A 14,451-nucleotide genomic window follows, 5' to 3' on the forward strand; every position below is an offset into this window, starting at 1 on the left:
GGAGGTGCGCACCTCCCGGGGGCCGGGTGCCGGGGCGGGGCTCACGCGCCGCAGCACGCCCCGCTGTCCGCGCCGCCGGTGAGCTGGGCACCGCTCGGCACGCCCAGCGCGGGGTTGCGGTCGAAGAACCCGACGGGCTTCAGCGCGAAGCCCGAGCGGTCGACCGGCATGACCGGCCAGTCCTCCGGCCGCGGGAAGTGGGTCAGCCCGAACGTGTGCCACAGGACGACGTCCTGGCCGTCCAGGTCGCGGTCCGCGGCCGCGTAGGCGGGCAGCCCCGCCCCGCCGGGGTTCTGGTTGACGAAGTCGCCGGCCGGGTAGCGCTCGGCCGGGTCGTAGCGGGTCACCCACAGGTGCCTGGCCGCGAACGTCGCCCGCTCGTGCACCGAGGAGGACTCGTCGGCCAGCAGCAGCGGCTGGTGCTGCGGGTGCAGCGCGTACCCCGTGGGCTGCCCCAGGCGGTTGGTCCGCTCGGTGCTCAGCACGTGCCACACCCGCCCGCGCGCGCCGTCGGCCTCCCGCTGCGCCCGCGACTCCGACGTCAGGCGCGTGGCGCGGCGCCCGAACGCGTTGCCGCGCGGGTTGCCCGGCCCGACCGGGACCCGGACGGCGTCGACCTCCTCCACGGCGTTGACGACGCCGTCGACCGTCATGTCCAGCCGGGCGGAGAACAGGTGCTGGTGGAACGGCGCGGCCAGGCCGGGGGCGATCTCGGTGGAGTGCTCCAGCCCCTCGGGCGGGTACGCGGCCGTGAACACCACCCCGGTGGCCTTGGCCTCCAGCTCGATCGTGCCGTCCAGGTACAGGTACCAGTAGAACCCGTAGTCGTAGTTGCCGATGGTCGTGAAGAACGAGATGACCATGCGCCGCTGGCGGCGGGTCTCCGACATCCCGTTGAACATGTCGGTGTGCTTCCACAGCACGCCCGCGTCCTCCTCGTGCAGGCAGATCGCCTGCGGGACCGTCTTCGGGCGCCCGTGCTCGTCGGCGAACACCGCGTCGAGGTAGTGGATCTCCCCGAGGCAGTCGCAGCCCAGCGCCAGGGAGTTCGCGAACCGCCCGAACAGGTACTCGCCGGTGTCGAAGTAGTTCTGCCACGAGCGCACCGGCGCCGGGTCGGCGTACGGGACGACCATCTCGGCGATCGAGGCGCGGTAGACGACCGGGCGGCCGTCGACGCTGAGCTGGTGCAGCGTCAGGCCCTCGCGGGGGTCGAAACCCACGCGCACGCTCCAGCCCGCCCAGGTCACCACGTCGTCCTCGACGGTGAAGCTCGGCCCGTCCGGCTGGGTGATGTCGATGCGCCGCAGCGCCGACCGGGCCGACGGCTCGCCGTCGGTGTGCGGGGCGGCGTCCCAGCGGCCGGACTCGGCCGGCACGTCGAAGCGCCGGTGGTCCAGCACGTGCAGGACCTCGCGGCGGGTGGGGTCGACGTAGGCGACCAGGCCGTCGACGGGGTGCGCCCACGGCAGGTCCTCGGGGGTGGGCTGGTGGAACCCGAAGACGCGCATGACGCGGCGGCCGGAACCGCGCGGCGCGCCGGGCACGTCGTCGTAGCTGCCCGCGGACAGCGGGACGGTCCGCACGTCCGCGGCGTCGAGCCCGCGGGCCGCCAGGGCCGCCGCCCACCGCGCGTCGGCGGGCACGACCTCGTCGACGAGCGCGAACTCCTCCTCCAGGATCGGCAGCTGACCCTCCGCGGCCCCGTCGACGGTGCGCCGGGAGACGACCCGGGAGCCGGTGAGGGACACGACGACGTCCTCGCCGGTGCCGGTGGCGGTGTCCAGCAGCAGCGCGCGCACCCGCCGGTCCACGGCGTCGCCCGGCGCGAACGCCAGCACCCGCTCCTTGGGCGGTTCCTCCAGGCCGAGGTAGGCGAACCGGGTGGCGGCGGTGACGGCGCCCGCGGCCACGAGGACCTCGCGCGCGGCGTCGACCTCCGCGGCGCTCAGGCGCGCCAGGGGGTGCGCGGGGGCGGCCGGGGCGGTGGTCGCGACGGGGGTGTCGAGCAGGCTCATCGGTCGGTCTCCGTGGTGGTGGGGGTGGTCCGGTCGGTGGGGGCCGCGGTGGCGGCCAGGGACTGCGCGGGCCCGCCCACCTGGTGCGGGACGGTCGCCACCTGCAGGTGGGCGGCGGCCGCGGCGTCCGCGCCGGGGCGCAGCGCCGCGACGAGCGGGCCGAGCAGGTACGAGCCGGCGGTGAGGACGAGGAACACGACGGCCACCGTCCAGCCGCCCACGAGCAGGTCGAAGTTCGAGGCCGTCAGCCACGCGGCCAGCGCCAGGCCGGCCACGCCCAGGGACGGGGCGACGACGGTGTTCCAGCGGCGCGCGTCCACCCGGGTGCGGCGGAAGAACACCAGCACGGCCACGCAGGTCAGCAGCATGAGCAGCACGAAGCCGAGGGTCGCGATGCCCGCCATCCACGTGTAGACCTCCATGACCGGGTCCAGCGCGAACACCGCGAACAGGACGACCATCGCCAGCGCCGAGGCGGTCTGCAGCAGCGAGGCGGTGTGCGGGGAGGAGTGCCGCGGGTGGCTGGCGCCCCAGGCGTGCGGCAGGACGCCGGTGTTCGCCAGCGAGAACACGTACCGGTTGACGACGTTGTGGAACGACAGGACGCAGGCGAACAGGCTCGTCAGCAGCAGGACCTGGACGAGGTCGCCCACGACCGCGCCCGCGAACCGGGTGGCCGTGTCCACGACCATCCCCTCGGGGTCCTCCAGCGCCGCGGCCACCGCCGGGCCGTCGCCCCAGGCGCTGACCACCGCCCACGCCGACAGCGTGTAGAACAGGCCGATCACCAGCAGCGACACGTACGTCGCGCGCGGCACCGTGCGGTCGGGGTCGCGCGCCTCGTCGCGGAACACCGCGGTCGCCTCGAAGCCGATGAACCCCGCCAGGGCGAACATCAGGCCGATGCCGGGCGCCCCGGTCGCGATCCCCGACGGGGTCAGCGCCGCCGTCGAGAAGCCCTCCGGCCCACCGCCGGCCAGCACGACCGCGGCGTCCACGACGAGGACGACGCCGATCTCGCCGACGAGCAGGACGCCGAGGACCCGGCTGGACAGGTCGATGTGCCGGTACCCCAGCACCCCGACCGCCGCGATCGACAGGCCCGCCCACACCCACCACGGCAGGTCCGGGCCGCCCAGGTCCGCGACCACCCCGCCGAGCGCGGCCCCCAGGTACCCGTACACGGCCGCCTGGATCGTCTGGTAGGTCAGCAGCGCCAGGAACGAGGCGCCCAGGCCGTGCGGGCGGCCCAGGCCCGCCCCGACGTAGGTGGAGAACGCGCCCGCGTCCGGCACGTGCCGCGTCATCGCCGTGAACCCGACGGCGAAGAAGAACAGCACCACGCCGCCGAGCGCGTACATGGCCGGGTACCCGGCCCCGTTGCCGATCGCGATGCCGAGGGGGACGCTGCCCCCCACGACGGTGAGGGGCGCCGCCGCGGCGACGACCATGAACACGATGGAGCCGACGCCGAGCCTGCCGCTCAGCCGGCGCTGTCCCGCGGGGGGAGCCGTCGCCGGCGAGCTCGTGGAGTTCGCCATGACCGCGAGCCTGGACCGCGCGGGTTTCCCTCCCGTTCCCCGCGCGTGACGTCCCGCGACCAGCGGGTGGGACGGACCCGCGCGGGCCGTCCCACCCGCGGTCGCGCGCCGGAAACACGGGGGAAACGCGCGCGTGACGCGGGGCGGTCACCGTGTGCCGGTGCCCGGACCCGCCGACCTGCGCGCCCTGCGCCGCACCTCGCCCGTCGACGGGCTGCGCCGCCGGCGCCTGGGGCCCGTGCAGGTGCTGGCGCAGTCGGTGTCGGCCACGGCGCCGGCGGCGGCGATGGCCACCGCGCCCGCCCTGGGCACCGCCGGCGGCGGCACCCCGTCCGTGCTGGCCTACGTCCTCGCCACCGCCGTCGTCCTGCTCGTCGCCTCCGGCGTGCGGCAGTTCGCCCGCCGGATGGTCGCGCCCGGGTCGCTGTACAGCTTCACCGCCAAGGGGCTCGGCCCCGTGCCCGCGCTGCTGGGCGGGACCGCGCTGGCCGTCGGCTACGCCTGCCTCGTCGCCGCCTCGCTGACCGGGGTGGCCCTGTACGCGGGGGCGCTGCTGGCCGGTGCCGCGGGCGCCGTCCCCGGCCCGGCCGCCACCGCGGCCGCCGTCGTCGTCGCGGGCGCCGCGGTGGCCGGGTGCGCCGCGCGGGGGGTGGGGCTGTCGGCGCGCCTCGTCCTCGCCCTGGAGGCGGCCTCCATCGCCGTGGTCGCCGCCGTGCTGCTCGTGCTCGTCCTGCGCGCCGGGCAGGTGGGCGCGCCGGGGCCGGTCGCGGGCGACCTGCTGGCCCTCGGCGGCGGGGACGGCGTCCTGCTGGCCGTCACGGCTTTCGTCGGGTTCGAGAGCGCCTGCTCCCTGGGCACCGAGGCCCGCCGCCCCCTGCTCGTCGTGCCGCGCGCCGTGCGCTGGACCGCCCTGGGCGCCGGCGGCCTGTACGTGGCCGCCGCGCTCGCCCAGGCCGTCGTGCTCTCCGCCGTCCCCGGGCCCGGTGGCACCCCCCTGGCGGACGTGGCCGCCGCGCGGGGCGGCCCCGTGCTCGCCGCCGCCCTGGAGGTCGGCGTCCTGGCCTCCTTCCTCGCCTGCGCCGCCGGGTCCCTCACGGCCCTGGTGCGGCTGCTGTTCAGCGCCGGGCGCGAGGGCGTCCTGCCGGCCGCGCTCGGGCGCGCGCACCCCCGCCGGGCCACCCCCGCCGTCGCGGTCGCCGCCGGCGGCGGCGCGGCCGTGACCGTCCCCGCCGTCCTCCTCCTGGCGGGGGCGGACGCGGGGGAGCTGCTGCGCGGGCTGCTCGTCGCCGGCACCTGCGGCTACGCCACCGCCTACGTGCTGGTGTGCGTGGCGGCGCCGGTCTTCCTGCACCGGATCGGGGAGCTGACCGCCTGGCCCGTGGTCGCCGGCGGTCTGGGGGCCGCCTCGCTCGTCGCGGTGCTCGCGGCCGTCGCCGGGTGGGCCGGTGGTGCCGACCGGGCGTGGCCGGCCGTCACCGCCGCCGCCGTCGCGCTGGGCGGCGCCCGCGCCTGGTGGCTGGTGCGGCGCCGGCCGGCCGTCCTGGCCGCCGTCGGCCTGTACGACGAGACGCGGCGCGAGGACGTCCTCGGCGCGGGGACGGCGTGACCCCGGACGCCGGTGGCCGGCAGCCGCGCGCCGTCGGCACGGCCCTGCGGCTGCTGGAGGAGGTCGCCCGCGCCGGGCCCGGCGTGAGCGCCGCCGAGGTCGCCGAGTCCGCCGGGGTGCCGCGCGCCACCGCCTACCGGCTGCTCAACCTGCTCGTCGCCGAGGAGCACCTCGTGCGGCTGCCGGACCTGTCCGGCTTCGCCCTCGGTGCCCGGCTGGGTGAGCTGGCGCGCGCCGCTGCGCCGCCGGTGCTGCCCACCGCGGCCCGCGACGTGCTGGCCGCCGTGCGCGGGCGGGTGCGCGCGGCGGTGCACCTGTTCGCCGTCGTGGAGACCGGCGGCGCGGCCGGTCGCGCCCTGCGGGTGGCCGACGCCGACCCCGACCTCGGCCTGCCCGTCGGCGAACGCCGCCTCAACCGCTGCCTGGCCGACTCGGCCGCCGGGCGGGCCCTGCTCACCGGCCGCCCGGCGGGGCACGAGGACGGGGTCGCGCCGGGCGTGCGGTGCTGGGCGGTGCCCGTCCTGGCACCGCCCGGCGCCCCCGTCCACGGGGTCGTGGCCGTCCTCGCCGCGTCCGCCCCCACCAGCGGCGCCCACCCGCCCGCCGGTCACGCCGAGCGGCTGGCGCGGGCGGCGGGCGCCCTGGCCCCGCTCCTCGCCTGAGCGGGGCGCGCCGCGCGCGTCAGCCGGCGGCGATCAGCCCCAGCAGGCGCGGCCCGCCGTCGGGCAGCCGCACGACCCGCCCGGTGCTCGTGCGCCACGCCCAGCTGCCGTCGGCCTGCAGGGCGCGGAAGCGCGCCCGGTACTCGCCGCCGGAGGCCAGGGCCCGCGCCAGGGCCTCGCGCACCCCGTCCCGGTCCTCCGGGTGCACCTCCACCTCCAGCTGGTGCGACAGCGGGGCGCCGGAGGTGCTGGAACCCAGCAGCTGCGCGCACCGCGCGTCCCAGGAGACCCGCCCGGTGGCCGGGTCCAGCTCCCACGCGCCGACCGCCGGGTCCAGCAGCGGCGCGGACACCCGCAGCTCGTCCCCGTCGGGCGCGTCCAGGCGGCCCAGCAGCTCCGGGGGCACGAGCTGGCGGGCGGTGGCGGCCGGGACCAGCCGCAGCAGGGCCGTCAGCGTCTCGTGCGACAGGTGGTCGCCCTGGACGACGACCCGGCGGGCCCGGCCGCCCTCGTCGTCCACGGCGACGGCGTCCTCCAGGAGCGTCAGCGCCGGGTCGGCCGTCCGGGGCAGGTCGTCGCCCCAGATGCCGCGCAGCAGGTCCGCCACCTCGCGGGCGCGCGCGGACCGCCCGTGGTGCGGCGCGTCGCCCACTGCTGACCTCCGTCACGTCGACAGGCGGAGCGCGGTGATCGTCCCACGCCCCGCTCCGGGCCGCACGCGCGCCGGGACCGCGCTCGGCGTGGCCCCCCCGGGGGGTGCAGGCGCGCTCACGCTGCGGCATGGTGGTCACCGACACACGCGGTGACGTCCGTCGAAGCGACTGCGGACGCGCGACCCGGGGAGGACGGGGCAGGGTGCGCGAGACGGACGAGCGGATGGCCGGTGCGCTGTGGCCGCACCTGCTCGACGCGGTCGCCGCTGGTGACCAGCGCGTCTACCTGGACAGCCCCCACCGCGGCCGCGTCGTCCTCGTCGCCGAGGAGGAGCTGCAGCGGCTGGAGGCCGCCGCCCGCGAGGCCGAGGCCCGCGCCGGCGGCGTCCTGCCCACCGCCCGCGAGGCCGAGGTGCTGCAGCTGATCGCCGAGGGGCTCAACGGCAGCCAGGTCGCGGGGCGGCTGGGGGTGTCCGCGCACACCGTCGCCCAGCACCTGGCCACGGTGCGCCGCAAGTACGGCGTGCGCAGCAGCACCGCCGCCGTCGACGCCGCCCGCCGCGCCGGCCACCTGCCCGGCTGACCGCGGCACCACCGCACCGGCACCGCTCTCGTCGCGCACTGTGACCGGCGTCATCCCCGCCGCTGGCGGGCGGGCCGCGGCGCGGGTCTAGGGTGCGAGGCGGCCCGGTGCCGACCCGACGCGGGGTCCCGACCCGCTCGGCCGGCACCTCCCGAGGACCGACCGACGACGAAGACGAGGGAGCTCGTGGACCTCTTCGAGTACCAGGCGCGCGACCTGTTCGCGGCGCACGGCGTACCCGTGCTGGACGGCAAGGTGGCGACGACGCCCGAGGAGGCGGTCGCCGCGGCCGAGGCGATGGGCGGCGGCACCGTCGTCGTCAAGGCCCAGGTGAAGACCGGCGGCCGCGGCAAGGCCGGCGGCGTGAAGCTGGCCCACTCCCCGGCCGAGGCGGGTGAGAAGGCCCGCGAGATCCTCGGCATGGACATCAAGGGCCACACCGTCCACCAGGTGATGATCGCCCAGGGCGCGAAGATCGCCGAGGAGTACTACTTCTCCGTGCTGCTGGACCGCTCCAACCGCACCTACCTGGCGATGGCCAGCGTCGAGGGCGGCATGGAGATCGAGCAGCTGGCCGTGGAGCGCCCCGAGGCGCTGGCCCGCGTGAGCGTCGACGCGCTCACCGGCATCGACGCCGCCAAGGCCGCCGAGATCGTCGAGGCCGCCGGGTTCGCGCCCGAGCTGCGCGACGAGGTCGCCGCCGCGATCGTCAAGCTGTGGGACGTGTTCGTCTCCGAGGACGCCACCCTCGTCGAGGTGAACCCGCTGGTGCGCACCGAGGACGGGAAGGTCGTCGCCCTCGACGGCAAGGTCACGCTCGACGAGAACGCCGAGTTCCGCCACCCCGCGCACGCCGACCTGGCCGACGCCGCCAGCGCGGACCCGCTCGAGGCCAAGGCCAAGAGCATGGGCCTGAACTACGTCAAGCTCGACGGCGAGGTCGGGATCATCGGCAACGGCGCCGGCCTGGTCATGAGCACCCTCGACGTCGTCGCCTACGCCGGCGAGGCCCACGGCGGCGTCAAGCCCGCCAACTTCCTCGACATCGGCGGCGGCGCGTCCGCGCAGGTCATGGCCAACGGCCTCGACGTCATCCTGAACGACGCGCAGGTGAAGAGCGTGTTCGTCAACGTCTTCGGCGGCATCACCGCCTGCGACGAGGTCGCCAAGGGCATCGTGTCCGCCCTCGGCATCCTCGGCGACGAGGCCACCAAGCCGCTCGTCGTCCGCCTGGACGGCAACAACGTCGAGGAGGGCCGGCGCATCCTCGCCGAGGCCGACCACCCGCTGGTCACCCTCGTCGACACCATGGACGGGGCGGCCGACAAGGCCGCCGAGCTCGCCGCGACCGGGAGGGCCTGACCCATGGCGATCTTCCTGAACTCCGACAGCAAGGTCATCGTGCAGGGGATGACCGGCTCCGAGGGGCGCAAGCACACCCAGCGGATGCTGACCTCGGGGACGAACGTCGTCGGCGGCGTGAACCCCAGCAAGGCCGGGCAGAGCGTCGACTTCACCGGAGCCGACGGCTCCACCGTCGCGGTGCCCGTCTTCGGCACCGTCGCCGAGGCCCGCGAGGCCACCGGCGCGGACGTCAGCGTGATCTTCGTGCCCGCGAAGTTCACCAAGGCCGCCGCGATGGAGGCCATCGACGCCGACACCCCGCTGGTCGTCGTCATCACCGAGGGCGTGCCGGTGCACGACACCGCCGAGTTCTACGCCCACGCGGCGGCCAAGGGCGGCGTGCGGCTCATCGGCCCCAACTGCCCCGGCCTCATCAGCCCCGGCAAGTCCAACGCGGGCATCATCCCGGCGGACATCACCCCGCCCGGGCGCATCGGGCTGGTCTCCAAGTCCGGCACGCTGACCTACCAGATGATGTACGAGCTGGCCGACATCGGCTTCTCCTCCGCCGTCGGCATCGGCGGCGACCCGGTCATCGGCACCACCCACATCGACGCGCTCCAGGCCTTCCAGGACGACCCGGAGACCGACGTCATCGTGATGATCGGCGAGATCGGCGGCGACGCCGAGGAGCGGGCGGCCAAGTACATCGAGGCCAACGTCACCAAGCCCGTCGTCGGCTACGTCGCCGGGTTCACCGCCCCCGAGGGCAAGACGATGGGCCACGCCGGCGCCATCGTGTCCGGCTCCGCCGGCACCGCCCAGGCGAAGAAGGAGGCCCTCGAGGCCGCGGGCGTGAAGGTCGGCAAGACGCCGTCCGAGACCGCCCGCCTCGCCCGGGAGATCGTCAAGAGCCTCTGAGCAGGCTCTGAGCAGGTCCTCCCGGGGCCGTCCGGGCGTGGGAGCAGCGCCCGGGCGGCCCGGTGGGAGAAGGTGGACGGCGATGTCCACGACCGTCGACCGCCCCACCGCCGCGCGCCCCACCGCCGCCGACCTGCTGCCCCTGCTGGGCGCGGCCGCGCGGGCCGTGCTGCACCTGCTCGTCCCCCTGGCCGTCGTCACGGTCGTCGCCTGGCTGTCCGCCGTGCGCTCCACGTCCTCGCTGGCCTCCGTCGTGCGCGTCGGCGCCGACCTGTGGCTGCTCGGGCACGGCGCCCCCGTGGCCGTCGTCGGCGGCGCCGTGGGCGTCGCGCCGCTGGGGCTGACCCTGCTGGCGGCGCTGGCCTGCCGCCGGGCCGTGCGCGTGTGGGTCCGCGACCAGGCCGAGTCCGAGCGGCCCGTGCCGCACCTGCCCGCCGTCGGGGTGTTCACCGCCGCGTACGGCGTGCTGGTGGGCGCGGTGGCGCTGCTGTCGCGCAGCTCCGTGGCTGCTGCGCCCGCCCTGACCGCCCTCGCCGGCGGCTGCCTCGTCGGCGCCGCCGGCGCGCTGTGGGCGCTGCACCCGCACCGCGCGCCGCTGCCGCCGTGGGTGCCCGCCCCCCTCGTGCGCGCCCTGCGCCCGGCCGGCGGGGCGCTGGCCGGTCTGCTCGGCGCCGGGGCGCTCCTGCTGGCGGTGGCCCTCGTGGCCGGGCGCGAGCGCGTCCTGCTGCTGCACACCTCCCTCGACCCCGGGCTGGTCGGCGGTGCGCTGCTGACCCTCGCGCAGGCGCTGCTGCTGCCCACCCTGGCCGTGTGGGCGGCCGCCTGGCTGGCCGGGCCCGGGTTCGCCGTGGGGGTGGGCACGTCCGTCGCGCCCGGCGGCACGAGCCTGGCGACGCTGCCGGCCGTGCCGGTGCTGGGGGCGCTGCCCGTGCAGGGCGCGATGCCCGCCGTCGCGTGGCTGGCCGTCGCGGTCCCCGTGCTCGCCGGGGCGGGGGCGCTGCTGCTGCACGAGCGGCGCGCGGCCGCCGGGCCGGAGCGGGGGCTGGGCCCGCGCTGCGCGACGGCCGGGCTGGTGGGCCTGCTGGCCGGGCTGGGCGCGGGGCTGCTGTCGGCGGCCGCCGCGGGCGGGGCGGGGGCGGGACGGATGGCGCAGCTGGGGCCGACGCCCTGGCTGGTCGGCCTCGCGGTGGCCGGGGAGGTCGCCGCCGGCGCCCTGCTCGCCGTCCTGCTGCACCGCGCGTGGCGGGCCCGGCGCCCGCAGCCGCTGCCCGTGGGCCTACCCGACGGGCCGGCCCGCGCGGGGCTCATCGGCGGGGCGCGTCCCGCCGCCGGGGCGACCGCGGCCCGCGCCGCCGCCGCGCCGGAGGGCTCCCCGGAGGAGACCGTCCCCGGGCGCCTGCGCCGCGCCGGTGGCGCCACCGCCGCCACCGCCCGCCGCGCCGCCCGGGCCCTGCGCCTGCCGGGCCGCCGCTCCTCCTGACCCCCGGGCCCCGGCCTGCTCCTCCCGGCCTCAGCCGGGCCGACCCGACCCCCGCCGTGATCATGGATGGGTGAACGCTCAGCCGTCCATGATCACGGCGGGAGGGGCGGGGGAGCGGACGGTGTGCGGGGAGAGCGGCAGCGGGAGGAGCGAGGTCAGGGGGTGCGGGTCCAGGGCAGGTCGAGCTCGCGGAACAGCGCGCGCCGGGACAGCGCCAGGGCGACGGCCTCCTCGACGCCGCGCAGGCGCCGGTGCTCGTCCCCGCCGGGCAGCGGCACCCGCTCCACGAAGCGCTCGGCGACCCGGTGCGGGGCCGGTGAGCGCGTCACGGCGTCCAGCACGGCCGTGAACGCGCCGGTGCGCTCCAGCGGCGAGAGCAGCGGCGCGCCCGTGCGCAGGTGCGCCAGCAGGTCGTCCAGCAGGTCCGCGCGCGCGTGCCGGGTGACCAGCGGCGGGCGCCCGGGCACCTCCTCCACCACGACGTCCACGGCGTAGTACAGGGTCGCCCGCCCGGCGGTGCCCTCGACGACGACGGCCGGCTCGCCGCGCTCGCCCGCGCACAGGGTGACCGCCGCCAGCAGGTCCGGGGACTCCCGCAGCCGCACCCGCAGCGAGGAGGTGTCGTCGGCCTCGACGTCGTTGACGCGGTACAGGTCCGGGTCCACCGCCAGGACGTCGCCGGCCGCCTGCCGGCCCGCCACCGCGAGCGCCGTGGCCAGCGAGTGCGCCAGCGGGTTGGTCAGGACGCCGTCGGCGACGACCCGGCCGTCCAGGACGCGCCGCCCGGCCCACGAGGAGCGCTGCCAGTAGCTGCGCGGGCGGGTCCAGCAGCCCGTCGCGGCCCAGCCGGTGACCTCGCCGAGGCGGCCGTCCGCGACGCGCCCGCGGACGTGGTCGACGGCCCGCGAGCCCAGGCTCTGGAAGCCGACCTGGCAGGGGCGCCCGGTGCGCCGGGAGGTGGCCAGCAGGGCGTCCAGCTCGGCGGGCGTGGCGGTCGGCGGCTTCTCCAGCAGCACCGCGGCGCCCGCCTCCATCGCCGCGGTCGCCAGCTCGGCGTGGGTGTGGATCGGGGTGCTCAGCACGACGACGTCGGGCACGCCCGCGGCGAGCAGGTCCTCCAGCGAGGCGTGCCGGGCCACGTCCGCGGGCACGTGGTCGGCCTCGGCGGCGCGCGGGTCGGCCACGGCCGTCAGCCGGGCCCGGCCCTCCGCCCGGGCCTGCAGGGCGCGCGCGACGTGGGAGGCGCCGTGACCGTGGACCCCCACGACCGCGACCGCGGGGACGTCCGCCGTCGAACCGGTCATGGGCGGAACCTACCGGCTCTCCGAACTGATGGACAGCGTCCACGCTGACGGACGACGTCCAGTCGAGTGGCTGGGCGGGGTCGTGGTCGGGGCGCCCCCCGCGCGAGGGCTATCGTCCGTGCACGTGCAGACCGGACCCGCGCGCGTCGTCGTCCTCGCCTCCGGCTCCGGCTCCCTGCTCCAAGCCCTCCTCGACGCCGGCGACCCCGCCTTCGCGGTCGTCGCCGTCGGCTCGGACAAGCCCGCCGCCCCCGCGCTGGAGCGCGCCCGCGCCGCCGGGACCGCCGCCTTCGCCGTCCCGCCCCGCGAGCACCCCGACCGCGCCGCCTGGGACGTCGCGCTGGCCGCCGCCGTCGCCGCCCACGAGCCCGACCTCGTCGTCCTCGCCGGGTTCATGCGCGTGGTCGGCGCGCCCCTGCTGGAGCGCTTCGGCGGCCGGCTGGTCAACTCCCACCCCGCGCTGCTGCCGTCCTTCCCCGGCGCCCACGGCGTGCGCGACGCCCTCGCCCACGGGGTGAAGGTCACCGGCTGCACCGTCCACCTCGTCGACGCCGGGGTGGACACCGGCCCGATCCTCGACCAGGTCGCCGTGCGCGTCGCCGACGACGACGACGAGGCGAGCCTGCACGAGCGCATCAAGGTCGCCGAGCGCCGCCTGCTCGTCGACGTCGTCGCGCGCCTGGCCCGCGGCGCCGCCGCGACCACCACGACCGACCCGACCGCCCCCGCCGCCCCGCAGGAGAGGACCAGCCCGAGCTGATGGCCGAGCAGACCACGACCGTGCCCGTGAAGCGCGCCCTGGTGAGCGTGTACGACAAGACCGGGCTGGAGGAGCTGGCCACCGGGCTGCACGCCGCCGGCGTCTCGATCGTCTCCACCGGCTCCACCGCCGCGCGCATCGCGGCCGCCGGGGTGCCCGTCACCCCCGTCGAGGAGCTCACCGGGTTCCCCGAGTGCCTGGACGGGCGGGTGAAGACGCTGCACCCGCGCGTGCACGCGGGGATCCTCGCCGACCGGCGCCTGGACGACCACGTGCGCCAGCTCGCCGACCTCGGTGTCGAGCCGTTCGACCTCGTCGTCGTCAACCTCTACCCGTTCGCCGCCACGGTCGCCTCCGGCGCCGGGTTCGACGAGGTCGTCGAGCAGGTCGACATCGGCGGGCCGTCCATGGTGCGCGCCGCGGCGAAGAACCACCCCAGCGTCGCCGTCGTCGTCGACCCCGCGCGCTACGGCGACGTCCTGGACGCCGTGCGCGCCGGGGGTTTCGACCTCGCCCAGCGCCGCCGCCTGGCCGCGGCCGCGTTCGCGCACACCGCCGCCTACGACACCGCCGTCGCCGGCTGGTTCGCCGAGCAGACCTTCGAGGACGCCGACGCCGGCTGGCCCGCCGTCACCGGCGTGGCGCTGGAGCGCGCCGACGTCCTGCGCTACGGCGAGAACCCCCACCAGCGGGCCGCCGTCTACGTCGACCCGACGTCGGCGCCCGGCATCGCCCAGGCCGTCCAGCTGCACGGCAAGGCCATGTCGTACAACAACTTCGTCGACGCCGACGCCGCCCTGCGCGCCGCCTTCGACCACGACGCCCCGGCCGTGGCGGTCATCAAGCACGCCAACCCGTGCGGGATCGCCGTCGGCGAGGACGTCGCCGCCGCGCACGCCGCCGCGCACGCCTGCGACCCCGTCTCCGCCTACGGCGGCGTCATCGCCGCCAACCGCGTCGTCACCCGCGCGATGGCCGAGCAGGTCGCGCCCGTGTTCACCGAGGTCGTCGTCGCCCCCGGTTTCGAGCCGGAGGCGCTGGAGGTGCTGCGGGAGAAGAAGAACGTGCGTCTGCTGCAGCTGCCCGAGGGGTACGGGCGCGGCGGCGCCGAGTGGCGCTGGGTCTCCGGCGGCGTGCTCGTGCAGGACCTGGACCGCCTCGACGCCGACGGCGACGACCCGGCCGGCTGGACCCTGGCCGCCGGCGAGCCCGCCGACGAGCGCACCCTGGCCGACCTCGCGTTCGCCTGGCGCGCGGTGCGCGCGGTGCGCTCCAACGCGATCCTGCTGGCCCGCGACGGCGCTTCCGTCGGCGTCGGCATGGGCCAGGTCAACCGCGTCGACTCCTGCCGCCTGGCCGTCTCCCGCGCCGGCGCCGAGCGCGCCCGCGGCGCGGTCGCGGCCTCCGACGCGTTCTTCCCCTTCGCCGACGGCGCGCAGATCCTCCTGGACGCCGGGGTGCGCGCGCTCGTGCAGCCGGGCGGCTCGATCCGCGACGCCGAGGTCGTCGAGGCCGCGGCCGCCGCCGGCGTGACGATGTACTTCACCGGCGCCCGCCACTTCGCGCACTGAGCGGACGC

The 14,451-nt window shown here is 77.4% G+C and carries 12 protein-coding genes; 8 read left to right on the forward strand and 4 right to left on the reverse strand.

All coding sequences use genetic code 11. From position 1 onward, the window contains the following. Positions 1-41: 41 nt before the first annotated feature. A complete protein-coding gene (locus AB8M62_RS16635; RefSeq protein ID WP_369051865.1) occupies positions 42-2,018 on the reverse strand; it encodes a primary-amine oxidase in 1,977 nt (658 codons plus the stop codon). Beyond that, a complete protein-coding gene (locus tag AB8M62_RS16640) occupies positions 2,015-3,559 on the reverse strand; it encodes an APC family permease (RefSeq protein ID WP_369051866.1) in 1,545 nt (514 codons plus the stop codon). Before AB8M62_RS16640 ends, AB8M62_RS16635 begins: the two co-directional genes overlap by 4 nt. A gap of 160 nt (positions 3,560-3,719) precedes the next feature. Between AB8M62_RS16640 and AB8M62_RS16645 the strand changes: the two genes are divergently transcribed. Next, positions 3,720-5,165, forward strand: coding sequence for an APC family permease (locus AB8M62_RS16645; RefSeq protein ID WP_369070259.1), 1,446 nt, complete (start codon positions 3,720-3,722; stop codon positions 5,163-5,165). Continuing rightward, entirely contained in the window at positions 5,162-5,827 is a 666-nt protein-coding gene (locus tag AB8M62_RS16650) for a helix-turn-helix domain-containing protein (protein ID WP_369051868.1), read from the forward strand. Before AB8M62_RS16645 ends, AB8M62_RS16650 begins: the two co-directional genes overlap by 4 nt. 19 nt (positions 5,828-5,846) lie before the next feature. Here AB8M62_RS16650 and AB8M62_RS16655 read toward each other — a convergent pair whose 3' ends face one another. Further along, on the reverse strand, positions 5,847-6,479 hold the full coding sequence (locus tag AB8M62_RS16655) for a PAS domain-containing protein (RefSeq protein ID WP_369070261.1): 633 nt from the start codon (positions 6,477-6,479) through the stop codon (positions 5,847-5,849). 203 nt (positions 6,480-6,682) lie between these two features. Here AB8M62_RS16655 and AB8M62_RS16660 point away from each other — a divergent pair, with 203 nt between their 5' ends. The 4 genes from AB8M62_RS16660 to AB8M62_RS16675 all read left to right on the forward strand — a co-directional run bounded on the left by AB8M62_RS16660 (position 6,683) and on the right by AB8M62_RS16675 (position 10,808). Then, a complete protein-coding gene (locus AB8M62_RS16660; protein ID WP_369051870.1) occupies positions 6,683-7,063 on the forward strand; it encodes a response regulator transcription factor in 381 nt (126 codons plus the stop codon). A 186-nt stretch (positions 7,064-7,249) separates the two neighbouring features. Next, complete coding sequence (sucC, locus tag AB8M62_RS16665; RefSeq protein WP_369070262.1) at positions 7,250-8,425, forward strand: ADP-forming succinate--CoA ligase subunit beta; 1,176 nt, start codon at positions 7,250-7,252, stop codon at positions 8,423-8,425. Between the two features lie 3 nt (positions 8,426-8,428). Next, positions 8,429-9,328, forward strand: a complete 900-nt coding sequence (gene sucD, locus AB8M62_RS16670) for a succinate--CoA ligase subunit alpha (protein ID WP_369070263.1) — start codon at positions 8,429-8,431, stop codon at positions 9,326-9,328. Between the two features lie 82 nt (positions 9,329-9,410). Then, positions 9,411-10,808: a cell division protein PerM gene (locus AB8M62_RS16675; RefSeq protein ID WP_369070264.1), complete on the forward strand. Its 1,398-nt coding sequence runs from the start codon at positions 9,411-9,413 to the stop codon at positions 10,806-10,808. A 155-nt stretch (positions 10,809-10,963) separates the two neighbouring features. On the opposite strand, the gene AB8M62_RS16680 is transcribed toward AB8M62_RS16675, so the two are convergent. Beyond that, the gene (locus tag AB8M62_RS16680; protein ID WP_369070265.1) at positions 10,964-12,112 is read right to left on the reverse strand and encodes a Gfo/Idh/MocA family protein; all 1,149 of its coding nucleotides are present in this window, start codon (positions 12,110-12,112) and stop codon (positions 10,964-10,966) included. Positions 12,113-12,236: 124 nt separating this feature from the next. Between AB8M62_RS16680 and purN the strand changes: the two genes are divergently transcribed. Both purN and purH read left to right on the forward strand, forming a co-directional pair. Next, on the forward strand, positions 12,237-12,872 hold the full coding sequence (gene purN / locus AB8M62_RS16685; protein ID WP_369051875.1) for a phosphoribosylglycinamide formyltransferase: 636 nt from the start codon (positions 12,237-12,239) through the stop codon (positions 12,870-12,872). Beyond that, a complete protein-coding gene (gene purH / locus AB8M62_RS16690; RefSeq protein WP_369070266.1) occupies positions 12,872-14,443 on the forward strand; it encodes a bifunctional phosphoribosylaminoimidazolecarboxamide formyltransferase/IMP cyclohydrolase in 1,572 nt (523 codons plus the stop codon). The genes purN and purH overlap by 1 nt, the downstream gene beginning before the upstream one ends. The last annotated feature ends 8 nt before the right edge of the window (positions 14,444-14,451 follow it).

This window comes from Kineococcus terrestris (assembly GCF_041020755.1).
GTDB lineage: Bacteria > Actinomycetota > Actinomycetes > Actinomycetales > Kineococcaceae > Kineococcus > Kineococcus terrestris.